The sequence below is a fragment of the Pantoea dispersa genome, assembly GCF_014155765.1.
Lineage (GTDB): Bacteria > Pseudomonadota > Gammaproteobacteria > Enterobacterales > Enterobacteriaceae > Pantoea > Pantoea dispersa.
This window is the reverse complement of sequence record NZ_SCKT01000003.1, coordinates 641,891-665,780: the sequence shown is the minus strand read 5'-3', so window position 1 is coordinate 665,780 and position 23,890 is coordinate 641,891. Positions and strand designations below refer to the sequence as shown.

The following is a 23,890-nucleotide window of genomic DNA, read 5'->3' as shown; positions in this document are numbered from 1 at the left end:
CCTCACCTTTCTCTCGACAGGAGCGCAACATGACACCGGAATCGGTAATGGTAATGGGCCAGGAAGCGATGCGTATCGCCCTGATGATGGCCGCTCCGCTGCTGCTGGTGGCGATGGTGAGCGGTTTGCTGATCAGTATTCTGCAGGCGGCAACGCAGATTAACGAACAAACACTGTCGTTTATCCCGAAAATTCTTGCCGTTGCGGCCACCGCCGTGGTGGCCGGACCGTGGATGCTCAACCTGATGCTGGACTACATCCGTACCCTGTTCAGCAACCTGCCTTATATCATCGGCTAATGGTCACCCTCGACAGCAGCCAGCTGGTGCACTGGGTGGCGCAATTCTTCTGGCCGATGGTGCGTTTGCTGGCGCTGTTTGCCAGCGCGCCGCTGCTGAATGAACGTTCGATTCCGAAACGGGTCAAAATTGGACTGGCGGTAGTCACCACCTGGATTCTGATGCCGCTGCTGCCGCCGGTCGAAGTGACGCTGTTTACTCCGGCGGGCTTCTGGATGCTGGTGCAGCAGTTGCTGATTGGCGTGGGGATTGGTCTGACCATGCAGCTCGCTTTTTCTGCCGTGCGTCTGGCCGGTGAGATGATTGGTCTGCAGATGGGTCTCTCTTTTGCCACCCTGCTCGACCCGAACAGCCGGATCAACATGCCGCTGCTGGCCCGTTTTCTCGACATGCTGGCGATGCTGCTGTTCCTGACCTTCAACGGTCACCTGTGGTTGATCTCGTTACTGGTGGACAGTTTTCACACATTGCCGATTAACGATCAGCCACTCAACGCCAACGCCTTCATGGCGCTGACCAAAGCCGCCAGCTTAATTTTCCTTAATGGCATGATGTTAGCGCTACCCTTAATAATTCTGCTCCTCACGCTAAACCTGGCACTAGGTTTGTTAAACCGCGTTTCACCTCAGCTGTCGGTTTTCGCCATCGGCTTCCCAATCACCTTAACGGTAGGGATCCTGAGTCTGGGTATGATGATGCCGTTGCTTGCACCTTTCTGTGAACATCTGTTCGGTGAAGTCTTTGATTTACTCGCGCAGTTTGTATCAGAACTTTCCCCTGCCCGTTGATTAACGATACTGTTAACCTTCTTATACGATAGTTAAGTAATCAAAAACATTCTGTGCATTTTTCGAACCATATTTTTCAGAAATCAACTGAGGATATTCTGATAAATGCGCATTTATGGTGAAAATTATTCTTATTAAACGGCGCTTCGCGTATTTTAGTCAGACGATTCCTAAGCCGGTTAAGCCGGTGAATCGGTTGATAAAATGCTCAAAGGGCTGTTTTTAAACAAAAAAAATATTACAGCGATTTTTCTTGTCTAAATCCCTTTTTTCCGGCATTGTCAACACTCGCTGAAACGTCACACTTTCGCGATTCAAATGTTTTTAAGAATTGTCCTATCAGATTTGTCTGTGACTTGCGCGATAGTGACAGGGCTCTCAAAACAGAGCGAAAGAAACACATAAACCAAATTCCCGGCGATTCCCACTATCGCGGGGACAAGAGTGACGTGGAAGTAACACAATAAACTTCGCAGAACGGGTCAGGGACGAGTCAAGATGGCGCAGGAATGCATTACGCCAGTCTGCCGAGCAGAATAAAAAAGTGTCTTTGGAAATCTCTCTCGTACCGCAAACGCGTATTCATCGTTGATTTAAACGGATAACAAATTGGTGAGGGTCGCTATAATGCCAACGATTATTATGGATTCATGTAACTACACACGCCTGGGTTTGTCAGACTATATGTCGGCAAAAGGAGTCAAAAAGAAAAATATTACTTCCGTGTCTGACATCGAACAATTGCAACAACGGTGTGAGCAATTAAAACCGGGCGTAGTATTTATTAACGAAGAATGCTTTATTCACGAATCCGATTCCAGCGATCGCATTCGTTCTATTATCATGCAGCATCCGGATACGCTATTCTTTATTTTTATGGCGATCTCGAATATCCATTTTGAGGAATACCTCTACGTTCGTAAGAACCTGATTATTACGTCAAAATCGATAAAAACATCGACACTGGACTCCCTGCTGGGCACCTACCTGCAAAAGAAACTCAATGCCTCACCGCGCATTTCTGCCGGGCTGGATATTCATCCACTGACATTGAGCCAGACTGAATCGAATATGCTGAAAATGTGGATGTCAGGTCATGACACCATTCAGATTTCGGATAAGATGCAAATCAAAGCGAAAACTGTTTCGTCACATAAAGGCAATATTAAACGCAAAATTAAAACGCACAATAAACAGGTTATTTATCATGTGGTTCGCCTGACAGATAATGTTACCTCGGGCATTTATGTCAACGTGCGATAATTTCACCTTACGATAATACGCTTTGTGGTCAAGGCCAGTCCCCGCGACTGGCCTTGATTATTTTTGAGCGTTTTGCGAGCGCGATCCCACTTCCCCGCTAAGCCTTTATCCCCTGCTGCCGATGCTTGTTTTCAGAACCCCTTACCACTATGAGAGCAAGGAAATGAAAACAGCATCGATAGATGAGCAACATAAGCTCAGCATCTGGCAAAACCTACGCCTGATGCCTCTGTTCAGCATGATCTTTGGTGGCATTCTGCTGCTTTTTGCCCTGTGCATTGGACTCGCCAGCTACTTTCTGATTCAGAGCAATAATTCCCTCAATGACGCCACCGATGAGATTCAGGTGCGCATGGGCATTTCTAACAGCTCAAACCATCTGCGAACCGCACGCCTGAACGTGCTGCAGTCGGGCGCGGCGGCGCGCATCGGTGAAATGGATGGCTATCGTGCCGATCTGGCGCGCACCGAAACGCGCATTAAGCAGGCGCGCGAGGGCTTCAAAATTTATATGGATCGCAAAATGAAGACGCCGGCTGACCTGGCGCTCGACGGTCCGCTCACCACCAGCTTCAACGCCTATATTGATAAAGGCCTGAAGCCGATGATCGAGTCGGCGAAACAGGGCAGCTTTGAGGGGATTGTCGCGCAGGAGACCGATGTCACGCGCAAGCTGGATGATGCCTATAATGCCGTGCTGCTGAAGGCGATTAAGATCCGCACCGAACGCGCCGAAGCGATTAACGCCGAAGCGGCGCATCAGTCGCGCGTCGGTTTTATCGCGATGGCTGCGGCTTTTGCCGCCGCGCTGCTGCTGGTGCTGCTCACCTTCGTGTTCCTGCGCCGCGTGGTGATCAATCCGCTGCGCCTGTCGGTGGGTCGCATTGAGCGCATCGCACAGGGCGATCTCACCGCCCCCGAGCAGGCCTATGGTCGCAACGAAATTGGCAGCCTGCTGCACAACCTGCAGCTGATGCAGGCGTCGCTGGTGCGCACCGTTGGCACCGTCCGGGAAGGCGCGGTGGCGATTTATCAGGGCTCCAGCGAGATCTCCGCAGGTAACACCGATCTGTCATCACGCACCGAGCAACAGGCTTCTGCGCTGGAGCAGACTGCCGCCAGCATGGAGCAGCTCACCGCCACGGTGAAGCAGAACGCCGAAAACGCCCATCACGCCAGCCAGCTGGCCGCCGATGCGTCTGGCAAAGCGCGCAGCGGTGGTGAACTGGTGAGCGGTGTGGTGAAAACCATGAATAACATCTCCGGCAGCTCGAAGAAAATCGCCGAGATTACCAATGTCATTAACAGTATCGCCTTCCAGACCAATATCCTGGCGCTCAACGCCGCAGTAGAAGCCGCACGCGCCGGCGAACAGGGCCGTGGCTTCGCCGTGGTCGCCAGTGAAGTGCGCAATCTGGCGCAGCGCAGTGCGCAGGCGGCGAAAGAGATTGAGTCGCTGATTGCCGAGTCGGTGGATTTGATCAGTAACGGCTCGCACCAGGTCGGTGAAGCCGGCAGCACCATGGGCGAGATTGTCGAAGCGGTGCGGCGCGTTACCGACATTATGGCCGAGATTGCGGCAGCGTCTGATGAGCAGAGCCGTGGTATTCAGCAGGTCAGTTTGGCGGTGACCGAGATGGATAACGTGACGCAGCAGAACGCTTCGCTGGTAGAGGAAGCCTCTTCAGCCGCGGCTTCGCTGGAAGATCAGGCCGGTAAACTGACGCAGGCGGTGGCGGTGTTCCGCCTGAATGATACGCCGGCTTCGCTGGTGGCTGCTGCGCCACAGACGGCGCTGAAAGCGCCAGCGCTCGCTCCACGTCCGACGCTGGCTGCAGCGGGCAATGATAACTGGGAGACGTTTTAAGAGGAGTGAGGTGGGGTGCGGTATTTTTCCCTCACCCCATCCCTCTCCCGCTTGCGGGAGAGGGGGCTGTCCGTGCGGCTGTTGAGTATGGTTTTCACTCAACGCTTCAGGAACAACTTATTACTAAGCATCGTCGCTGAACGGTTCCCTCTCCCGCAAGCGGGAGAGGGTTAGGGTGAGGGCAACGTGAGGGCAACCTGAGAGCAATCTGTGCGCAGAACCAGACTACCCTTCCCCCGCATACGGCTCGACAAACACGCCTTCGGCGTGATCGCTCTCATTAAAGAACCAGATCCCCAGCGGGTAATCCTCCAGCGCCACCAGATACATGGTGCCCTCATTAAAGCCTTCCACAGCCAGCACAGTACCGATGCGACGTGGGCCGCCGTCGGTTTTTACCGTTACCCGGTCATTGACCTTCATTGATTTCTCTCCAGAAACAGTCCTGCGCATAGTGTAACGGAAGATAGTCAGCGCTGCCTGATCGCGATCAGCGTCGGGCGATTACCCACACCGCATGCACGATGCCGGGGATGTAACCACACAGCGTCAGCAGAATGTTGAGCCAGAAGGCGCCGCCGAAGCCGACCTGTAAAAATACGCCCAGCGGTGGCAACAGAATGGCAATAATAATCCGAATTAAATCCATACTAACTCCCTGATAACCATAATAATCAACCAGCTGTAAGCATAGCTGCTTTACGCCAGAATGGGGAATGCAGCGGGTAAAGAAGTGTCAAAGCCGGGCTTTTCACTTTCTTAACGTTTCCCGGAAAGACTTTTGACGCGGCACCCTCGTACACTTGTCATCACTGCACCAACCCCAAAGGGGCAGTCAACCTAAAAGTAACAAGGATTTTTGCCCGCGCAGCGCGGGCTTTTTTTTGCCCGTTTCCCGTCCACGTCCCTCGCCCGCTGTCACCGTCTATACTTGTCAGGAATCCGTTTGCCTCCGGGAGGCTGTCATGGCTACAGCAAAAGAGTACAGCGATAACGTGCAGCGCGAAGTGAACATCGACGTGGACGCGCTGCTGGAAGCGATTCAGAAAAAAACGTCAGGCGAAGTGCAGGAGTTTATGCAGGCTGAAGATGCGCACCGCGTGAAGGTGAATGGCGAAGCGTTTGACTCCTACACCGAACTGGCCGAGGCGTTTGAACTTGATATTCGTGATTTCACCATCACTGAGGTGAACCGCTGAAATCGATTTCAAAAAAAGACCCGGCACGCTGGCCGGGTTGAAAAAAGAATAAATTCGTTACACCAGGAAAATCTTAACACCGCTTCAGAGTACGCCTTAGCTGAAGTAAGACAAGTCTCAATTCTGCACGCAATTCGAACAAATCTGCATAATCATGCACTGCTGTTACCGAAAACATCGCGCTACGGCTGACATTCTGCATGCACAAAACGTGCAGCCGCTTCGGTATCTGGCTTATGTTTTAAGAATTATCCTGGATAGTGGCCGCGCCGGCGGCAAGGAAAAGTGTGATCGTGATTACGCTATTATACTGATTACACGTCGCTTTACGGATGCCTTTGGGCGTAAGGAGTGTATTGATGATCCCGTTAGATTCCTCCCTGCTGATCGTGACCGATCTCGATGGTTCGCTGCTCGATCATCATGATTACAACTGGCAGGCCGCCAGCGAGTGGCTGGCGCGTCTTAAGCAGCAACAGATTCCGCTGGTGGTTTGTTCGAGTAAAACCGCGGCCGAAATTATTCCGCTGCAGAAGCGGCTGGGCATTGCCGGTGCGCCCTTTATCGCGGAAAACGGCGCCCGCGTTGCCTTTAGCGGGGAAGCGCAGATTGCCGAAGAGCCCGGCGCCGATTATTTTGCGCTCTGCGCCACGCTCAGCACCCTGCAGGCGGATTTTCGCTTCACCGGCTTTCATGACTTTAGCGACGCAGAAGTGGCCCGTTTCACCGGCCTGACGCTGACGGAAGCCAGCCAGAGCCGACTGCGCGATGCGTCTGAAGTCATCGTATGGCGCGATGATGAAACGCGGCTCGACGCCTTCCGCGCAGCGCTGGCCGGGCACCAGCTGGCCCTGACGCAGGGCGGGCGTTTCTGGCACGTGATGCCGGCGGGCAGCGGTAAAGGCGTGGCGCTGGAACAGTTATTGCAGCACTTGCAGCAGCAGGAAGGCAAGAAGCGCACCACGATTGGTCTGGGCGATGGCCCTAACGATGCGCCGATGCTGGAGCGCGTCGATTATGCCGTGGTGATTAAAGGTTTCAGTAAAACCCCGGTGGTGCTGCAACGCAGCGATCATCATAACGTTTACCACACCGCACACGTTGGCCCTGAGGGCTGGCGCGAAGGTCTGGATTACTTTCTTGCCCAACCTGAATAACGGCAGCTGACCAGAAGGATGAGACGATGAGTGATTTTTACCAGAACGGCGTAATTACCAACTTTCATAATCTCACCCACCGCAGCGTGGAGTCGCTGGAAAAAGAGATGGTGCGCTTTGCGCGCAAGCGCAAAATGGGGCTGATTCTGCCCTCGCTGTTTTCCGAGCTGGAAGGCCCGGCGCTGGATAATATCGTCAATGAACTGGCGAAAGTGCCCTATCTGGAGGAGATTGTGATTGGCCTCGATCGTGCCGATCGCGATCAGTTTCTCTTCGCGCGCGAATTTTTCTCACGCCTGCCGCAGCGCCACCGCATTTTGTGGAACGATGGCCCGCGGCTGAAAGCGCTGGACGCCGAGCTGGATAAAGAGGGTCTGTCGCCCAGCCAGCCCGGCAAGGGGCGCAACGTGTGGTTCTGCACCGGCTACACGCTGGCCTCCGACCGTTCGCAGTGCGTGGCGCTGCATGACTGCGATATCGTGACCTATGAGCGCGGCATGCTGGCACGTCTGCTCTATCCGCTGGCCAACCCGGCATTTCAGTATGAATTCTGCAAAGGTTTCTATGCGCGCGTTGCGGACGGCAAGCTTAATGGCCGCGTCGGACGTCTGCTGGTGGGCCCGCTGCTGCGCTCGCTGCAGAAAGTCTACGGCCATTCGGAGTATCTCGACTATCTCACCAGTTTCCGCTATCCGCTGTCCGGCGAGTTTGCCATGCGCACCCACGTGCTGAACGGCATCAAAATCCCTGGCGACTGGGGGCTGGAGATTGGCGTGCTGTCAGAGATTTATCGCAATTACACCACGCGGCAGACCTGCCAGGTGGAAATCGCGGACAACTACGACCATAAGCATCAGCCGCTGGCAGAAGAGGATGGCACCGGTGGCCTGAAACGCATGAGTAACGATATCGTGCAGTCGCTGCTGCGTAAGCTGGCGACAATGGGCGTGCCGCTCACCAGCGACTCGTTCCGCGTGCTGAAGGCCACCTATTATCGCAACGCGCTCGACATGATGGAGATCTACAACCACGAAGCCACCATGAACGGACTGAAGTTTGATCAGCACATTGAAGAAGCGGCGGTCGAGATGTTCACCCAGGCGATTCTCGACGCCGGCCAGTCGTTCATCGAGCGGCCAAACGAGAAACCGTTTATCCCCAGCTGGAGCCGCGTGCAGTCGGCGTTCCCCGATATCCTGCAGCGCATCTATCAGGCGGTAGAAGAGGATAACGAGGGCAAAGTCTAACCGGCCGCGCACACCCGATTGCGACCGCCGCTTTTCGCCAGATACAGGCGGCGGTCCGCTACCGCCTGCAGGCTCTCTGCATGGTTACTGCCCTGCTCAGTACTGCAACTGACACCTGCTGACAACGTAACGCTAAAGGTGGTGCTGGCGTTGACCAGAATGGTTTTGGCCGCCAGCCGGCTGCGGATACGCTCCGCCACGCCCTGTGCCTCAGCCAGCGTGGTGTGCGGCAGCACGATACAAAACTCTTCGCCGCCGATGCGTCCGGCTACGTCGTAAGGGCGCAGCGTATGTTTGATGACGCCGGCCACGCGCATCAGCGCCTGATCGCCCGCGTGATGGCCCCAGCTATCATTGACCTTTTTAAAATGATCGATATCGAGCTGGATCACCGCCAGCGGCTGTTGCTGCTGTTCGCAGCGCCGCGCCAGCGCGATAAACTGATCGAAAAAGGCGCTGCGATTAAGCAGGCGCGTCAGACCGTCATAATTAGCGCGCCAGGCCAGTCGCGCCGAGAGGTCTTCCAGTCGCCGCACCAGGCGGAAAATCACCTGATGCGCCAGCGCCAGTAACAGCACGAACAGCAGCCACATGCCCAACAGAAACAGCGCTACCCGCCCCAGCTCCTGCGCCAGCCCCTGGCGCAAGCTCTGCACGTTGATTAGCCAGGCATCGACATTTTTTAACTTAACCCAGCTGGCCAGCTGACTGTCCAGCCACAGTGTTCCGGCCGGCTGCTGATGCATCGCCTGCATCAGCTGGCCGCGCTGCGCGGGGGTTAATGCCACATCGTGCGGCGCCGGCAGCCGGGTGATCTCGTTGAGTGCGCGATCTTCGAGCACCAGCTTGCCCTGCAGCACGCTGTGACGCGACTGGTGCAGCAATGCATTAATTCGCTGCTGGGTGAAGTCCATCGACAACACGCCGTACCAGTGCTGATGGGCGATCACCGGTGCGCTCACCGTCAGCATCAACCCTTCGTTGAACTCCCCCTGATAGGCTTCGGTCCAGTGCCATCGCGTCTGCGGCGCCCGGCCCGGCTGCTGGTCGCGAAAATAGGGTCGCTGCGTCATGGTGGCGTAACTTTGTGCCAGCTCCTGCGCGTCGCGCGGCGGACGTGAGCTGATGTAATAGCCCGCGCGTGAGGTGTACCAGAAGCGCGAATGAAAGTCCTGCGCCTCATCGCTGAACTGCATGATAAAGCTGAACTCCAGCGCAGCGCGCAGCTCGGGCAGCAGATAAGTATCATCGCGCTGCAGCAGCGCATCACGCTGCAGCCATTCGTCGCTGACGCCGTTAATCGGCATGCTGCGCAGGTTAGCGATCTGCAACTGCCACACCGGCTGATGGCGCAACTGCTGAAAACGCTGCAGGGCGTGCTGACCATAATCGGCGTCCAGCGGGTGCGTCAGCGCGTAGCTGAGCATCCGCTGATAGTAATTAAGCTCGTCCAGACTCTCCTGAAAGCGGCTATCAAGGCTGCGCTGGATCTCGGACAGCTGGGCGCGCTGCCGCTGCTGATAGTTATTTTTTAATTCCAGCGCTTCATGGACGGTGAGAAAAAGTGAAAAGAGAAAGACCGCCAGAAAACAGAGATGCACGCGCAGCGCAGGCGTCATGCGGCGTGATGACAGTGGCGAGATTGGCATCAGTAGCCAGGCTCCGGATAACAACGAATTGAAGAAGTGTAGTCAGGCGGGAAAACGGCGTACAGGCAGAGATCAGGAAAAACGTGAAAAGTGACAATGACATCGGGACGGCGCGCTGACCGTCCCGAGGGGCTCAGCTGGCCAGCTGGCGCGCGGCCGACAGATGAGTCAGCTCATCACTGCGGAACGCTTCGCGGCGTACACTGTAGCCATCATACCAACGACACTCTACCATTCCGCTGGCATAGCCGGTCACCACCATAGTGGGTCCGCCCTGTTTGTGCTGAACTTCGTCACTGATTGCAAAGGTCATACCGCGCCCTCCCTTCTCACCGTTGAATGAACGGATTAAGGTATAGCAGCTGTGCGCGTTTTTTGCCTATAGGATATTGCTATTACTGTGACAAATTCGGAATAAGCAGTGAAAAATGCCGTAAATAAACAAAGCCGATAAAAGTTATTATCGGCTTTGAACGATTTTCCCGGGTGGAAAATCAGATTTTGCAGCCTTCGCAGTCGGCTTCGTCGCTGATATCCGCCGGCACTTCACTGGCTTTTTCTGCCGCTTTGGCTTCCGCCTGCTCCAGTTGTGCATCGATATCAAATTCAAACATATCGTCGTTCATCATCGTTCTCCTGACCCGTGATTAGAAATTTCCTGCGCTTTATACCGATTTACCGCGCAGCTTCGCAACCAGATTTACCACTAACAGCACAATCGACCCAACGATAAAGCCCAGCACCAGATTCGCGCCGTTGCTCAGCAGCATGGAAACCACGCCCGGGAAGCCGCTGCTGTACTCTTCAATGGCATGATGCAGCGGCGCGATACCGTGCACGATAATACCGCCGCCCACCAGGAACATCGCGACGGTGCCAACCACCGACAGGATTTTCATCAGCCACGGTGCCAGCGCCAGCAGCGCGCCGCCGGTGGCCTGCGCCAGCGTGGAAGACTTCTCACGCAGCCAGTAGCCGAGATCGTCAATCTTAACGATCATCGCCACAATACCGTACACGCCGATGGTCACCAGAATGGCAATACCGGCGAGGATCAACACCTGATTGAGCAGCGGCGCATCCGAAACAATGCCCAGGGTAATCGCCACGATTTCAGCCGACAGAATGAAGTCGGTGCGCACTGCGCCTTTCACCTTATCTTTTTCGAACTGGCGCGGGTCCTGCTGCGCCAGATTATCCAGCCGCTTTTGCCGCGCTTCCGGGCTCTTCTCCGCTTTGTCGTGGTGCAGGCTGTGCAGCACTTTTTCCACTCCTTCAAAGCACAGATAGGCACCGCCAATCATCAGCAGCGGCGTAATCAGCCAGGGCGCAAACGCGGAGATCAGCAGCGCCAGCGGCACCAGGATCAGTTTGTTGATAAACGAGCCCTTCGCCACGCCCCACACCACCGGAAGCTCACGATTGGCCTTCACGCCCGTCACCTGCTGTGCATTGAGCGACAGGTCATCGCCCAGCACGCCGGCGGTCTTTTTTGCCGCCACTTTGCCCATGACGGAAATGTCGTCGAGCAGCGTGGCAATATCATCCAGAAGAGTCAGTAAGCTGGTTCCTGCCAAAATGTCATTCCTTATTCCGGTTCGTGATCCTGACAACAGGGGCACCGCTCAATCGCCGTCACCGTCATATCGGCGATGCCCGCACAGTCCCATTCGACGCGTAACGTTTTCCCGTGCAGATCGTCGGCGTGCAGATACTTGCTCACCGGACTTTCTGTCATGCCGCTTATCTCCTCGGTGGCCACCAGCGTATCGTCCAGGTAAATGCGCGCCGTGGCATGCGCATTGACCATGCGCTCATCGCGCAGTTGATACAGGCGTCTGACCGTCAGTTTGATGCTGCTCATGGTGGTGTTCCGCGTCCCAGAGAAAACGCTGATCTAAACTGTTATGGCAGGTAAAAGCAATCACCCTGCCTTAATCCGCCCGATAGTGATGCAATCCCTGATGATCGATCTCGCTGCTGTGCGTGGCAGCCAGCAGCCACTCTTCCAGCCGCTCCACCAGCGCCTCATCTTCCAGCCGCAGTTTGCCGCGCAGCGCGCATTCCCAGACGATCAGCACCTTCCAGCCGCTTTCCTGCAGCTGCTGCACATAGCGCCGGTCACGCTCCACGTTACTGTTAATTTTGCCGCTCCAGAATTCGGTGCGCGTGGCCGGCATTTTGAACAGATAACAGTGGTGACGATGCCAGAAACAGCCGTGCACAAAGATAATGGCTTTGTGCTGCGGCAGCACAAAATCCGGCCGGCCCGGCAGCGCTTTGTCCTGTACACGAAAGCTAAAGCCGCGATCTTTCAGCAGCAGCGCAATACGCTGCTCAATCGCCGTATCCTGATTGCGAATGGCGCGCATATTTTTGCTGCGAATATCATGCGAGTGGACGTCTGCCATGGCGTCTCCTTTTTTGCGGGCTTCTTCAACTTTAGCGCGTTGAGGCGAAAGCGAAAGTTTGTGCGAAGCAGATTGCGAGACGCTGCGCAGCCATCGTTAATTTCCACGCCGCGCCAGGAGTGGTAGCATAGCCACTTCACTGTTAAGGAAAAACGCATGCTTGCACTCGATCCCGCCGCGACGGCTTCGCCCTCCCCGCACTCCGCTGATGATGACGCCACCGTGTTACTGCTGCAGGTACTGGATATCTACGCGGCCCGCGATCTGGTGGTCATCCTGAGCGAGGCCGGCGGCCGCGACTGGAGTATCACGCAGCTTAACCGTATTCGCGCGGGAAAAAGTGCCGCGCCCGCGCTGTCAGCGGCGGAGGTCGCCCGTCTGCAGGCGCTGCTGCCGTCGCGACCGGCGCATTATGACAATCCCCGCTTTCAGTTTATCGATCTGTTTGCCGGCATCGGGGGAATTCGCCGCGGCTTTGAGCAGATTGGTGGCCAGTGCGTATTCACCAGCGAGTGGAATAAAGAAGCGGTGCGCACCTACAAAGCCAATCACTACAGCGATCCCGCCCGGCATCAGTTCAACAGTGATATCCGGCTGATTACTCAGCCGGCCGGTTTGCCGGATGAGCAGGCGATTTATCAGCATATCGATAAGACGATTCCCGACCATCAGGTGCTGCTGGCCGGCTTTCCCTGTCAGCCCTTTTCGCTGGCCGGCGTCAGTAAGAAGAATGCGCTGGGTCGCGCGCACGGTTTTGAATGTGAAGCCCAGGGCACGCTGTTTTTTGATGTGGCGCGCATCCTCGCCGCCAAAAAACCGCCGTTTTTCGTACTGGAGAATGTGAAGAACCTCAAGAGCCATGATAAAGGCCGCACCTTTGCCATTATTATGGCCACGCTGGATGAGCTGGGTTACGACGTCGCTGACGCGGCTGACGACTCATCGCCGGATGCCAAAGTTGTCGATGCGCGTCACTTCCTGCCACAGCACCGCGAGCGCATCGTGCTGGTGGGGATCCGGCGCGATACCGGCCTGAGCGAGGGTTTTTCTCTGCGCGCGCTGGCGGCGCTCTATCCGCCTGAAGTTCCGCCGCTGCACAGCCTGCTGGAGCCGCAGCCGGCGGCAAAATATACCCTGTCGCCCACGCTGTGGCACTATCTCTACCAGTATGCGAAGAAGCATAAAGCCAAAGGCAACGGTTTTGGCTTTGGCCTCAACGATCCGCGCAATCCGCACTGCTGCGTGCGCACGCTGTCAGCACGCTACTATAAAGACGGGTCGGAAATCCTGATCGATCGCGGCTGGGATCACGCGCTGGGCGAGCAGGATTTTCAGCAGGCCGCGAACATGGCGCGCCGCCCGCGCCGCCTGACGCCGCGTGAATGTGCCCGCCTGATGGGCTTTGAAGCGCCGGGCGAAGCGCGCTTCCGCATTCCGGTCTCCGACACACAAGCCTACAAACAGTTTGGTAACTCGGTGGTGGTACCGGTGTTCGCCGCCGTAGCGAAACTGCTGCTGCCGCTGATTGAGCAGCACGCGCGTCAGCGCCGCTGAAAACGCAGCCGCGCTTCACGCCCCGGTTTTCCGCCCCGCAATTTGCTTTAGTAACGCGCGATGTGCTGTTTTGCCGCCCATCGCGCGCACTGTCACCGGACTGTCACGCATCAAACCAATACTGCGTTTTATTTTTTGCGGAGCTGTTTGATGTCTCTCCTGTCTGTAATCTCCCTGCCGCTGCGGCTGCGACCTCGTTTTACCCTGCGTCTGCCCGTCTGGCTCTCCAGCCTGCGCAGCCAGTTCATGCTGTTTATTGTGCTGTTTTGTCTGCTGCAGTTTGCCGGGGTGCTGTTGCTCAACCAGCACGTGAATCAGACGCAACACTCATTGCAGCAGGCCAGCCAGTTGCGCGAACGGCTGGCCCTGCTGGATAAAGCACGCATTGAGTTACTCACCGCCAGCGACAACAGCCATCGTGCCGGTATTTATCTGATGCAGGACCAGCAGAGCGGTTCGGTCGACAGCTGGAAAAGCCTGGCGGCGGCAGCCACTACCTCATTGCAGCAGGCGCAGCAGCTGTTTGCTGCCTATCAGGCGAAAAGCGATAGCCCGCTGGCACAGGGCTTCGTGCTGCTGGCTGGCGGGCTGCAGGAGCAGCTGAAAGGGCTGGCAGCCAATGATATCAACGCATTTTTTATGGTGCCGATGCAGGCTTTCCAGCAGCAGTTCAACGATGCCTGGTTTAGCGAAATCGAACAGGCCAATCAGCAGCTCGGCAGCGTCAACCAGCATTCGCTCAGCACGCTCAAGCAGAGCCGCAATCTGGCGCTGGCGATTGCCGCGTTATTAATGGCGCTGCTGCTGCTGGCCGCCGCGCTGCTGATGCGCGGCGTGTTGCTGCCGCTGCGTCACGCCAACGCCCAGCTGGCACAAATCGCGACGGGCGATCTGGTCGCCAGCCCGGCACCGACGCGTCGTCAGTCGCTGGAAACGCGCCAGCTGCTCCTGTCCATCGATACCATGCGTCAGGGTTTGCAGCAGATCGTCAGCGACATCACGACGGTAGCAACCCGGGTGGCGGCCGGCGCTGACGAGATGCAGCAGCATAATCAGCAGGTGATGCAGCAGCATCAGGCGCAAAATGCCAGCTTCCATCATCTGTCGCAGCGGCTGCATCGCGTGTCAGAAGAGGTGGAAAAAGGTGCACACTTCTCGCAACAGGCGACGCACGACGCGCAGTCCGCGGATGCGCTGATGCGTCACTGCGCCCATGAAGTCGACAATATGGAACACCAGATGCAGCAGATCGTCGCGGCCGCCGGCGATATCGCTGGCATCGTCGGCATGCTGGACAGCCTGTCGATGCAGACGCGTCTGCTGTCGCTTAATGCGGCGATAGAATCTGCGCATGCTGGCGCTTACGGGCGCAGTTTTTCGGTCGTCGCCAAAGAGATGGGATTGCTGTCGCAGCAGAGCGGCGCATCCACGCGGCAGATCGACGGTTTAATCCAGCACACGCAGCAGCACGTGCAGGATGGCTTTGCGAAGGTGCAGGCGCTGGAAGTGCTGTTTGCGCGGATTGGCCAGGCGGTATCAGGCGTGGTCAGCCAGCTGAATGAGCTGCAGGATAACAGTACGGCGCAGAGCCATCGCGTGAGCAAAATTGCCCGGGAAGTGGTGGAAATGAGTCTTCAGCTCCAGCAAAACGAAGCCCTGACTGATCAGCAAGTGCAGGCAGCGGCGCAGCTGAGTGAACTTTCAGCGCGACTGACGCAGCGCGCGCAGCAGTTCCGCGTTAGCTAAGGCGCAGAAAGAAAAAACCCGTCAGCGACGGGTTTTCGTATTATTTCTTTTTCTTACTTTTCTTCAGCAGTGCACGCACCTGCTTCAGCTCGGCGGCGCTCAGTTGATCGCCCGCCTCTTCAGTATGCAGGCTGTCGACGGCCGGTGGCTCAACGGCATCTAAACTGGCCTGCAGGCGGTTAACAATCTCCTGGCTCATGGAGATTTGGTTATCAGCGGCTAACTGTTTAATGTGCTCTTTCAGCGCCGGGTCAATTTTAATGGTTAAGTTAACGGTCTCGGTCATCTTCACACTCCCTCTTGATTTACAACAACGTAGCGGAAGCAGATGAAAGTTAACAGACTGTCATAAAAATTTAATATTGTGCCGGTATGGGACTGAAATCGCGTAACACGGACTCATCAATATCGGTCAGATTCCCCTGCAGTTCGGCGCACAGCTTCGCCATATAGCGGACGAGAAAATCGGCGTTGTGTTCCGCCAGCAGACGGCCGGTTTCCGTCTGCATGGTCTGCGGCAGGCTCAGCAGTTTCTTCTGGAAATGATCCAGCGTCCACTTTACGTCATCCAGTTCACGGTCTTTACCCAGCGGATCGTCGCTGTCGAACAACGGCCGTCCCAGCGCACCTGCGGTATAGAAAACGCGCGCAAGGCCAATCGCGCCTAATGATTCGAGACGATCGGCGTCCTGAACGATCTTCGCTTCTAACGTTTTTGGCGTAATGCGGGCGCTGAAACTGTGGGCCTGCACCGCATGCGCCACGCTGTCCAGCAGCGCTGAGGGGAAGTCCGGAAAATCCTGTTGCAGAATGCGGCGCGTCTCTTCCGCCGCGTAAGTCGAAGCCAGATGGCGTTCCGGATGGTTTTTCGGCAGGTTCACCACATCGTGAAAATAGCAGGCGGTCAGCACCACCAGCGGATCGGCATTGGTGTTTTGCATAATGCGGGCCGCGCTCATCCAGACGCGGCGCAGGTGCGCGATATCATGGGCTTTATCATCGTGCAGCCAGTTCAGCTGCAGCCAGCTTTCGTAACGGTGTTGCCAATGGGTCAGTGACATCGTGCTTCTCCTGTTATTGCTATTATTTCGCACCGGGTACGGCTTGCGCCCATCATAGCGGCCCGGTGATGACACTTTCTTTACACCCTTCCCGGATGTCCAGCGCAAAAAAATGCGATCCCGATCATGTTATAGCGCTGTTAAAGCCGCTTGCCCAGTCGCGATGCGGTTTTCAGTATTTCCTTAACCTGTTTTAGTTAAGCCACTCTGTTTAATTTCGGTGATGCATTTTCCGCTGGGTGAATTTTCAGCATTGCCAAAGGTCCAGTTTAGCCTGTCGCAACCCCAGCATTAAAACGTCCATTTGCATAGCGACATAATCTGAAAAGATTCCCATTGCGACCGTTATAACGTACTGTATAGGGGAAATATACGGCTCTCACCTGTACCCGGAGCCTTCGTCAGCACACTGTTTGCTTATGAGCCATTTTTAATACCGGAAGCGGCAGTTATTGCCCGATAATAAGGCGACAAATTATTAAGCAAATTGATTCAAACCCATTATGCTAATGCTCTCATCCGAGGATACGGATGTTTCGTCGAAGTTCTCCGGGTACGTGATACAACATGAGGTACATAATGAAAGAACGGCCGATTCTTTTTTCCGAACAGCGGGTGCGCGCCCTGCTGGTTGGCCAGCAAACTCAGACCCGGCGCATTATGAAAACTCAGGCGTTTGGCCCGGGACAGGATCATCATGAAGGCGTGCACGCGTTTGATGTCAGCGCTAATCATCTGCATGGCTATAAGCTGATGTCGATGGCGGACATTGGCGCCCAGTGCCCGTTTGGCCAGGTCGGCGATCGCCTGTGGGTGCGTGAAACCTGGCGGGGTCCGATTGTGCCTGAAGCGCAGCTGGCGGAATACGAGCGCGATCCGCTGCCGTTCCGCAATCCGGCGTTTTGCCAGTATCGCGCCGACAGCCATGAACTTGGACAACAGGAAGACAATCAGCAGGTCGCCGAGCAGTTTGGCTGGCAGACCGCCATCCATATGCCGCGCTGGGCCAGCCGCATCGATCTGGAAATCACGGCGGTACGCGCGGAGAAAATTCAGGACATCAGCGAAGACGACATCATGGCGGAAGGCGTGCAGACCGATTCGCACTTCCTCAATAATTTCTTCACTATGAACATGAATTCCGAATCGCCGAAAGAAGCTTACCGCAAGGCGTGGCAGAAGCAGTACGGCGCCACCAGCTGGGAGGTGAATCCCTGGGTTTGGGTCATCGCATTCCAGCGTGTGGAGCGTGAAAGCTAACCGTTTGCCCTCTTCCGCACGGAAGAGGGCGTCGTCTTTTGCGCGATTCAGTGAGTCACCAGCCCTTGCCTCCTCACCGGCGGCACAGCGCGCCCCTTTCCCACCTTGCCAGTTTGCAATCCCTGTCACAGACAAATCCGCCGCTAACAGGTTGAATAAGCGGCTTTGATTCCACGCTGGCAATTTATCGTCTGCCGCGTCAGGATATGATTTCCGCCCTGCAGAGTGAGTGACGCAATGATCAAATGGCCGTGGCGTGCACAAAAAGATGCTGCCGTGACTGCCCTGCCCTGGCAACAGGCGCTGGGGCAGCCGATCTTTTCTCTGCTGAACAGCGACGAACAGCAGGCGCTGGTAGCGCTGGCGCAACGCTTCCTGCTGCAGAAAAAAATCACCCCGCTACAGGGTCTGAAACTCAGCGAACTGCGCCTGGCTCGCCTGTCGTTGCTGTTTTGCCTGCCGGTATTGAAGCTGGGTCTGGAATGGCTCGACGGCTTCCACGAAGTGCTGATCTACCCGGAGCCGTTCAGCGTTGACGATCGCTGGGAGGACGACAGCGGCCTGGTGCACCACGCGCCGGCCGTGCATGCCGGCCAGAGCTGGACGCAGGGACCGGTGGTGCTGAACGCGCTGGACATCCAGGACTCATACGATCTCTCTGGTTACAACCTGGTGATCCACGAAGTGGCGCACAAGCTCGACGCGCGCGGCAGCGGTTACACCAGCGGTATTCCGGCCATTGCGCTGCGCGATGTGGCCAGCTGGGAGAAAGATTTACTGCAGGCGATGGCCGAGATTGAGGCGGAAGTGGAGCTGGTAGGCGAACAGGCCGCGACCCTCGATCCTTATGCCGCCAGCGATCCGGCGGAATGTTTTGCCGTGCTGTCGGAGTACTTTTTCAGCGCCCCCGACCTGCTCGCCAGCCGTTTTCCGGCCATGTATCGCCACCTGCAGCAGTTTTACCATCAGGATCCGCTGGCGCGTCTGGCGCAGCAGGCACCGGAATCTGCTTAAATCACGATCGCTTTGCCGCTTTGCTAGCCAGTTGAATACAAATGTGTTTTTAGCGGTTGACACCCACAGGGGCTGCCATTAATATTCGCCTCGTTCCAACGATTCCTCTGTAGTTCAGTCGGTAGAACGGCGGACTGTTAATCCGTATGTCACTGGTTCGAGTCCAGTCAGAGGAGCCAGATTTAAAGAAGCCCGCTCAGGGAAACCTGAGCGGGCTTTTTGTTATTGCGTGACGGCTAAACTTCTGTCCAGCCGCGCAGCAGGTTGTGGTACATATTCAGCAGCGACAGCAGTTCTTCGCTGTCACCGTGGCGCGCTTTCAGGCTCTGAATGTTGCGGTCCAGTTCAAACAGCATCGCGCGCTGCTTATCATCGCGCACCATCGACTGAATCCATAAAAACGAGGCGACCCGCGCGCCGCGCGTGACCGGCGTGACGCAGTGCAGGCTGCTGGAGGGATAAAGCACCAGGTCGCCCGCCGGCAGTTTTACGCGGTGCTGACCGTAAGTATCCTCGATCACCAATTCCCCGCCCTCGTAACTGTCGGGTTCACACAGAAACAGTGTGGCGGAGAGATCGGTACGCATCCAGCCGGCCGCGCCATTGTGGCGTACCGCACCATCAACATGAAAACCGTAGGTTTCCCCCTGCTGATAACGGTTAAACAGCGGCGCAGAAAGCGTGCGCGGCAGCGCGGCGGCAAAGAAGAGCGGATGGCTATTCAGTGCCTGAAGCACTGCAGCCTGCAGCCGTTCATAGAGTGGCGTGCCGGTGTCAATCTGCTGGTTATTTTTTACGGTCGCGCCCTGGCTGCCGACCGTCGCCCGTCCGTCAACCCAGTCAGCCTGCTGCAGCTGTGCGGTAAAGTGCGCCAGCTGTTCAGCGTTTAGCACGGCAGGAATGTGATACATCATCGCGGAGTTCTCGCCATTAAGCGTGGAGCGCGAACGCCCCACGGTTGACCATCAGAAATGCACATTAGCCGTCAACAGGAAGGTACGCGGCTCGCCCGGATGATAGCGGTAGCCACTCTTGTTGATCGATGCCACATAGTTGGTATCAAACAGGTTATACACGTTGAGCTGCAGGTCGAGGTTATTGTTGACCTTATACCCAAGCTTCGCGTCAGCCACCCAGTAGCCTTCGGTGTGATCCGGCGTGCCCGCGGCCCCATCGCTGCCGCGACGCAGGCTGCCAACGTAACGTGCGCCCGCGCCCACCGACAACGCATCAGTAGCCTGATAGTTGGTCCACAGCGTAAAGGCGTGCTTCGGCGTATAGGCCAGCGCAGATGAGCCATCCTGCGCCACGCTGGCACCTTCACGCACCGACGCGTGCTGCATGGTGTAACCGGCAATGATTTCCCAGTCCGGCGTTATGTTGCCGGTTGCTGAGAGTTCATAGCCTTCCACGCGCTTCTTGCCGGTTTGCGAGTAAGTGCCGTCATCATTGGCATCGACCTCATTTTCGATGTCGGTGCGGAACAGCGCGGCGTTCAGCAGCAGCCGCTTGTCCAGCACCTGCCACTTGGTGCCCACTTCGCTGGATTTGGCCTTCTGCGGTTTAAAATCGGTACGGTTAGCGCTGTTGCCGCTGCCACCCGCCGCCAGCGCGAAGCTGCTGCCACCCGGCGGCTGCTGGGAGATGGCGTAGTTCACATACAGGTTGCCCTGTTCGGTCAGACGATAGAGCGCCCCCGCTTTCCAGTTCACCAGATTGCCGGATTTTGCCGTATCCACCGTGGTCACCGGCGTATTGCGCGCCACACCCGCCGGACAAGCCAGCGCGCCGCGTCCGGTGCCGCCACAGGCCGTCGCGCTGTCGTACTCGGTGTGATAGTTGTCGAGACGAATGCCGCCGTTCAGCTCAAAGTCAGGGGTAATCGCCAGCGTATCAAATGCGTAGATGCCAAACGTGTCAGTCTGCCCGTTAGCGTTCGCACCGTTGCGGTCCAGACCGCCAATCGAAATGCTGCTGATGGGATGGTAGATATTCACCGCAGGTGGGGTCAGCGCGTTGACGCCATAGGTGGTCTGGTTTTCACGTGTGAACTCTACGCCCGCACTCACATCATGCCCGACGGAACCAGTGGCAAATTTCGAGGTGATATTGGTCTGGTTGGTGAGAATACGGTTGCTGATATCTTTGGTGTTTGCCAGGCGCGACCAGCGCCAGCTGCCAACATCGTTCGGGTTGGGTGCAGTAATGTTACTGGCTCCGCCCATCACCGCCGTCAGCAGATACTCCTGCTTCACCCGCGACCAGCGCGTGGTGTTGCGCAGCGTGGTGTTATCGCTCAAATCGTGTTCAAAGCGCAGCGTGGCACTGTCGGTAGTCGATTTGTCGAAATCAGAATCGGTGCCGTAGTAGTTGCTGGTGGCGACCTTGCCGGAATTGTTCAGCGCAGCATACGCGGCAGACGGTGCCGAATAGCCGGGCAGGCCAACCGTCGGAATACCGCCGTCCGGTGTGTTGTTCTGGTGGACGTGTAAATAGTTGACGTACAGCCGCGTTGCGGTGTCCAGCCCCAGCGCCAGCGAAGGCGCGACGCCATAACGCTCGTTCTGGATGTGGTCACGCGCCGCATCATGGGTTTTTTCACCCATCAGATTAAGGCGAAACGCCGCATTGTCGTTGATTGCCTGGTTGTAATCGAGCGTGCCGCGGCGCATCCACGCGCTGCCGGCGCTGACTGACGCGTCAAGCCCGGTGTCCAGCCGCGGTTGTTTGCTGATCATATTGATCGAGCCGGATGGTGCGCTGCGACCATAGTCGGTGCCGGAAGGCCCTTTGATCACCTCCACCTGCTGCGTGTTGAAGGTGTCACGCGTGACGCTGGCGATGTCGCGAATGCCATCCACGTAAATGCTGTTGGAGGTATCGACACCGCGCATGTACACCGCATCGCCGGTGGTTGAGCTGCCGTTTTCCCCGGCATAAAACGCCCCGACGCCCGGCACGTTTTTCAGCGCGTCGGTCAGATTGGTGACGCCCTGATCTTTAATGACCTGATCCGGAATCACCGTCATGGTGCGGGTGGTATCCACCAGCGGACGGGTAAATTTGGGATCGGCCGAGGCATTTGGCGCGTACAGCGAAGGCGTGCGCGCTTCAACCACTAACGTATCATCAGATTTTTTGCCGGAGTTATCGGCACCCAGCGCCGCAGCCGGCGAAATACCAATACAAAGCCCGGTGAACAGGGTCAGCGAATTGAAGCTACCAAACGGCAGCTGGCGATTTTTATCCATGTTAAAAGGTGAGTTTCTTATCGTTATTAACGCACTCATTGTCTTAACCGCGCCTGCCATTCAGGCATAGCACTGAATCAACACGGTTTTCCCAGACAACACCTAAATGATAACGCCAATGGTTATCATTTACCTTTATATTCTTACACGCACACTGCCGCTTGGGAATACTTTTCTTTACGTTAAAATTACGAAATCAATACAATTGAACAAACCGGCGGGACGTTACGGCAATTTTTTCATCAAGCGGGCAAACAGCATAAAAAAACCCGCTCGGCGTGAGCGGGTTTTTAGTCTGGCGTGCACAGTTCATTCCAGTAGCAATAGCGCATGCGCTGGTGGCGGCGGTTATCGTTCATAGTAGCGATACACGGAAGGATGAAACTCCACGCCGTACAGCTGGCTGATCGGGATCAGCAGATCGATATGCTCACCGGGGTCGAATTCGCGCCCGTCAGGGGTGCCGGCTTTGCTGGCTGCCAGACGCGCCAGCCACTGCTGCAGGATCTTCTTCATTGTCAGCTTCTCCATAAAAGGTTAACGCTGACAGTAAACCCCAGCCCGAACGCGGAACCAAACGACAAGTTATGCGTTGGATTACTGCATTTTGCATATCGGGATGGTCAGGGGGGCTGCGCCATGACGGTCACCCTGAAGAGTGACCCTACGGGCTGGGAGGTCCTGGCAATGCCGCACGCTGTTTACCTGATAGTCCCTGTGTCACCCCCGGCTTCCAAAGTCGTACCCCGCGAACCACAACCTAAATGAGAAGCAGTGGCGGCCCGGGCGGGCCGCCTGACCTGTCATGCACGCGCCTCTTTCAGCAACTGCTGAATTACCCTCTCCTGCTCTTCATAGTTGCCTTCACCAAACGCGGTGTAGCGCAGCTGTCCGTGTGCATCAAAGATGTAGTGCGCGGGCCAGTACTGATTACCAAAACGGTTCCAGATGCTGTAGTGGTTATCCGCCACTACGGTGTAGGGCAGCTGCCAGCGCGTAATCGCGCGCTTCAGCGCCTTTTCATCCCGCTCCCACGGGTACTCCGGCGTGTGCACCCCCACAACGACCAGCCCGTCACGTTGGTACTTACTGGCCCAGTCGCGCACGTATGGCAGCGTATGCTGGCAGTTAATGCAATCCCAGGTCCAGAAATCGACCAGTACCACTTTGCCCTTTAACGTGGCAGGCGTCACCGGCGCCCCGTTCAGCCACGCTGTGCCCCCCTCCAGCGACGGCAACGCGCTGCTGGTTTGCGGCTGGCTAACCGGCTCCAGGCGTACTTTGGGTGCCGGCGTGGTCAGCCACTGGCTCAGCTGCTGCTCCAGGTTCAGGGCAAAAGCGGGCGCTGCCTGCAGCTGGCTCTGTGAGCCGGTAACAATCACGCCCACCGAGGCGAGCATCAGCACGCCCGCCGCCTGACGCAGCCGCGCACTCATCGCCAGCCCCGGACGCAGTCGCGCCACCAGCGATCGTCCGGCGAAATAGAGCAGCGCCAGCATCAGCGCGGCACCGCTGCCATACGCCAGCAGCAATACGCCAACCGACAGGGGATGATCGCCCACGACGGCCAGGCTGAGGATCGCGCCCAGCACCGGTCCGGCACAGGGCGACCACAGCAGACCGGTTGCCAGGCCCGCCAGCAGCGCGGCGAGCACCCCGCTACGTCGCTGGCTGGCATCGTTGAGGAGATTACCCAGCGCGACAAACGGCCGGGTAACGCGTTGGGCGATGCGCGTGGAGATTAACGTCAGTGCGACTATCGCCAGGAACAACAGCGCCAGGTCGCGACCAATGCTGGTGACCTGACTGACCCAGTGGCTGGTAAGCGATACCAGCAGCGCCACCAGCGTGAACATCAGGACCATGCCGCTCAGCAGCGCCAGCAGCTGTCCGCGACGGCCGCGTACGCTGGCAAATACAAAAGGAATAATCGGTAAGGTACAGGGGCTGAGCAGCGTCAGCATCCCGGCGAGAAAAGCGATAAGCAGTGTCATAGAGAACCTCATACGGTGGATAAACGTCTGCGCGTCCGGCAGTACGTCTATTACATCCACCGCATGTGTTCAGGCTGTGTCGCGGGAACGCCGTTTTGTCGGGTTATGTGTGTGGCGGGCAGGCAGATAC

At 56.7% G+C, this 23,890-nt stretch carries 25 protein-coding genes and 1 tRNA gene; 12 read left to right on the top strand and 14 right to left on the bottom strand.

The window, feature by feature from the left end:
- The first annotated feature begins 29 nt into the window (after positions 1-29).
- The 4 genes from fliQ to H7K56_RS13095 all read left to right on the top strand — a co-directional run bounded on the left by fliQ (position 30) and on the right by H7K56_RS13095 (position 4,217).
- The gene (fliQ, locus tag H7K56_RS13110) at positions 30-299 is read left to right on the top strand and encodes a flagellar biosynthesis protein FliQ (protein WP_010618647.1); all 270 of its coding nucleotides are present in this window, start codon (positions 30-32) and stop codon (positions 297-299) included.
- Positions 299-1,087 carry a flagellar biosynthetic protein FliR gene (fliR, locus tag H7K56_RS13105; protein ID WP_021509859.1) on the top strand — a complete coding sequence of 263 codons (789 nt, stop codon included), beginning with the start codon at positions 299-301 and terminating at the stop codon, positions 1,085-1,087. Before fliQ ends, fliR begins: the two co-directional genes overlap by 1 nt.
- 627 nt (positions 1,088-1,714) lie before the next feature.
- Positions 1,715-2,350 (top strand): transcriptional regulator RcsA, encoded by a 636-nt coding sequence (gene rcsA, locus H7K56_RS13100; RefSeq protein ID WP_021509858.1) that lies wholly within the window; start codon positions 1,715-1,717, stop codon positions 2,348-2,350.
- 163 nt (positions 2,351-2,513) lie between these two features.
- A complete protein-coding gene (locus H7K56_RS13095; RefSeq protein ID WP_150361648.1) occupies positions 2,514-4,217 on the top strand; it encodes a methyl-accepting chemotaxis protein in 1,704 nt (567 codons plus the stop codon).
- 225 nt (positions 4,218-4,442) lie between these two features.
- Here H7K56_RS13095 and dsrB read toward each other — a convergent pair whose 3' ends face one another.
- Both dsrB and H7K56_RS13085 read right to left on the bottom strand, forming a co-directional pair.
- The gene (gene dsrB, locus H7K56_RS13090; RefSeq protein WP_170264770.1) at positions 4,443-4,640 is read right to left on the bottom strand and encodes a protein DsrB; all 198 of its coding nucleotides are present in this window, start codon (positions 4,638-4,640) and stop codon (positions 4,443-4,445) included.
- Positions 4,641-4,707: 67 nt separating this feature from the next.
- The gene (locus tag H7K56_RS13085; protein ID WP_021509855.1) at positions 4,708-4,866 is read right to left on the bottom strand and encodes a YqaE/Pmp3 family membrane protein; all 159 of its coding nucleotides are present in this window, start codon (positions 4,864-4,866) and stop codon (positions 4,708-4,710) included.
- Positions 4,867-5,182: 316 nt separating this feature from the next.
- On the opposite strand from H7K56_RS13085, the gene H7K56_RS13080 reads away from it, so the two are divergent.
- From H7K56_RS13080 to H7K56_RS13070, 3 genes are all read left to right on the top strand, one after another.
- Positions 5,183-5,416, top strand: a complete 234-nt coding sequence (locus H7K56_RS13080) for a YodD family protein (RefSeq protein WP_058757390.1) — start codon at positions 5,183-5,185, stop codon at positions 5,414-5,416.
- Positions 5,417-5,775: 359 nt separating this feature from the next.
- A complete protein-coding gene (locus tag H7K56_RS13075; protein WP_182689022.1) occupies positions 5,776-6,573 on the top strand; it encodes a mannosyl-3-phosphoglycerate phosphatase-related protein in 798 nt (265 codons plus the stop codon).
- Between the two features lie 26 nt (positions 6,574-6,599).
- On the top strand, positions 6,600-7,820 hold the full coding sequence (locus H7K56_RS13070) for a glycosyltransferase family protein (RefSeq protein ID WP_058757388.1): 1,221 nt from the start codon (positions 6,600-6,602) through the stop codon (positions 7,818-7,820).
- Here H7K56_RS13070 and dgcQ read toward each other — a convergent pair.
- The 6 genes from dgcQ to H7K56_RS13045 form a co-directional block, all read right to left on the bottom strand.
- Positions 7,817-9,469: a cellulose biosynthesis regulator diguanylate cyclase DgcQ gene (dgcQ, locus tag H7K56_RS13065; RefSeq protein ID WP_150361645.1), complete on the bottom strand. Its 1,653-nt coding sequence runs from the start codon at positions 9,467-9,469 to the stop codon at positions 7,817-7,819. The two genes, H7K56_RS13070 and dgcQ, sit on opposite strands and share 4 nt — an antisense overlap.
- 133 nt (positions 9,470-9,602) lie before the next feature.
- The gene (locus H7K56_RS13060; RefSeq protein ID WP_010618657.1) at positions 9,603-9,782 is read right to left on the bottom strand and encodes a YodC family protein; all 180 of its coding nucleotides are present in this window, start codon (positions 9,780-9,782) and stop codon (positions 9,603-9,605) included.
- Between the two features lie 181 nt (positions 9,783-9,963).
- The gene (locus tag H7K56_RS23400; RefSeq protein ID WP_254919505.1) at positions 9,964-10,098 is read right to left on the bottom strand and encodes a hypothetical protein; all 135 of its coding nucleotides are present in this window, start codon (positions 10,096-10,098) and stop codon (positions 9,964-9,966) included.
- 36 nt (positions 10,099-10,134) lie between these two features.
- A complete protein-coding gene (locus H7K56_RS13055; RefSeq protein ID WP_058757386.1) occupies positions 10,135-11,046 on the bottom strand; it encodes a DUF808 domain-containing protein in 912 nt (303 codons plus the stop codon).
- Positions 11,047-11,057: 11 nt separating this feature from the next.
- The gene (locus tag H7K56_RS13050) at positions 11,058-11,333 is read right to left on the bottom strand and encodes a hypothetical protein (protein ID WP_021509848.1); all 276 of its coding nucleotides are present in this window, start codon (positions 11,331-11,333) and stop codon (positions 11,058-11,060) included.
- A 70-nt stretch (positions 11,334-11,403) separates the two neighbouring features.
- A complete protein-coding gene (locus H7K56_RS13045; protein WP_058757385.1) occupies positions 11,404-11,880 on the bottom strand; it encodes a very short patch repair endonuclease in 477 nt (158 codons plus the stop codon).
- Between the two features lie 156 nt (positions 11,881-12,036).
- Between H7K56_RS13045 and dcm the strand changes: the two genes are divergently transcribed.
- Complete coding sequence (gene dcm, locus H7K56_RS13040) at positions 12,037-13,434, top strand: DNA (cytosine-5-)-methyltransferase (protein ID WP_150361644.1); 1,398 nt, start codon at positions 12,037-12,039, stop codon at positions 13,432-13,434.
- A gap of 150 nt (positions 13,435-13,584) precedes the next feature.
- Complete coding sequence (locus H7K56_RS13035; protein WP_104093176.1) at positions 13,585-15,180, top strand: methyl-accepting chemotaxis protein; 1,596 nt, start codon at positions 13,585-13,587, stop codon at positions 15,178-15,180.
- Positions 15,181-15,220: 40 nt separating this feature from the next.
- Here the strand turns inward: H7K56_RS13035 and H7K56_RS13030 are convergent, their stop codons facing one another.
- Both H7K56_RS13030 and H7K56_RS13025 read right to left on the bottom strand, forming a co-directional pair.
- The gene (locus tag H7K56_RS13030) at positions 15,221-15,466 is read right to left on the bottom strand and encodes a hypothetical protein (protein ID WP_021509844.1); all 246 of its coding nucleotides are present in this window, start codon (positions 15,464-15,466) and stop codon (positions 15,221-15,223) included.
- A gap of 70 nt (positions 15,467-15,536) precedes the next feature.
- The gene (locus tag H7K56_RS13025) at positions 15,537-16,241 is read right to left on the bottom strand and encodes a phosphohydrolase (RefSeq protein ID WP_058757381.1); all 705 of its coding nucleotides are present in this window, start codon (positions 16,239-16,241) and stop codon (positions 15,537-15,539) included.
- 579 nt (positions 16,242-16,820) lie between these two features.
- Here H7K56_RS13025 and H7K56_RS13020 point away from each other — a divergent pair.
- The 3 genes from H7K56_RS13020 to H7K56_RS13010 all read left to right on the top strand — a co-directional run bounded on the left by H7K56_RS13020 (position 16,821) and on the right by H7K56_RS13010 (position 18,694).
- A complete protein-coding gene (locus H7K56_RS13020) occupies positions 16,821-17,501 on the top strand; it encodes an ASCH domain-containing protein (RefSeq protein ID WP_150361643.1) in 681 nt (226 codons plus the stop codon).
- A 237-nt stretch (positions 17,502-17,738) separates the two neighbouring features.
- Positions 17,739-18,515 carry a DgsA anti-repressor MtfA gene (mtfA, locus tag H7K56_RS13015; protein ID WP_150361642.1) on the top strand — a complete coding sequence of 259 codons (777 nt, stop codon included), beginning with the start codon at positions 17,739-17,741 and terminating at the stop codon, positions 18,513-18,515.
- A 103-nt stretch (positions 18,516-18,618) separates the two neighbouring features.
- Positions 18,619-18,694: transfer RNA gene (locus H7K56_RS13010), tRNA-Asn, on the top strand.
- A gap of 57 nt (positions 18,695-18,751) precedes the next feature.
- Here H7K56_RS13010 and ybiX read toward each other — a convergent pair.
- The 4 genes from ybiX to H7K56_RS12990 form a co-directional block, all read right to left on the bottom strand.
- Entirely contained in the window at positions 18,752-19,429 is a 678-nt protein-coding gene (gene ybiX / locus H7K56_RS13005; protein WP_150361641.1) for a PKHD-type hydroxylase YbiX, read from the bottom strand.
- A 51-nt stretch (positions 19,430-19,480) separates the two neighbouring features.
- Positions 19,481-21,766, bottom strand: coding sequence for a catecholate siderophore receptor Fiu (locus tag H7K56_RS13000; RefSeq protein ID WP_150361640.1), 2,286 nt, complete (start codon positions 21,764-21,766; stop codon positions 19,481-19,483).
- Positions 21,767-22,114: 348 nt separating this feature from the next.
- Positions 22,115-22,282 carry a hypothetical protein gene (locus H7K56_RS12995; protein ID WP_170264769.1) on the bottom strand — a complete coding sequence of 56 codons (168 nt, stop codon included), beginning with the start codon at positions 22,280-22,282 and terminating at the stop codon, positions 22,115-22,117.
- A gap of 287 nt (positions 22,283-22,569) precedes the next feature.
- Positions 22,570-23,760: a cytochrome c biogenesis protein/redoxin gene (locus H7K56_RS12990; RefSeq protein ID WP_150361639.1), complete on the bottom strand. Its 1,191-nt coding sequence runs from the start codon at positions 23,758-23,760 to the stop codon at positions 22,570-22,572.
- Positions 23,761-23,890: the final 130 nt, after the last annotated feature.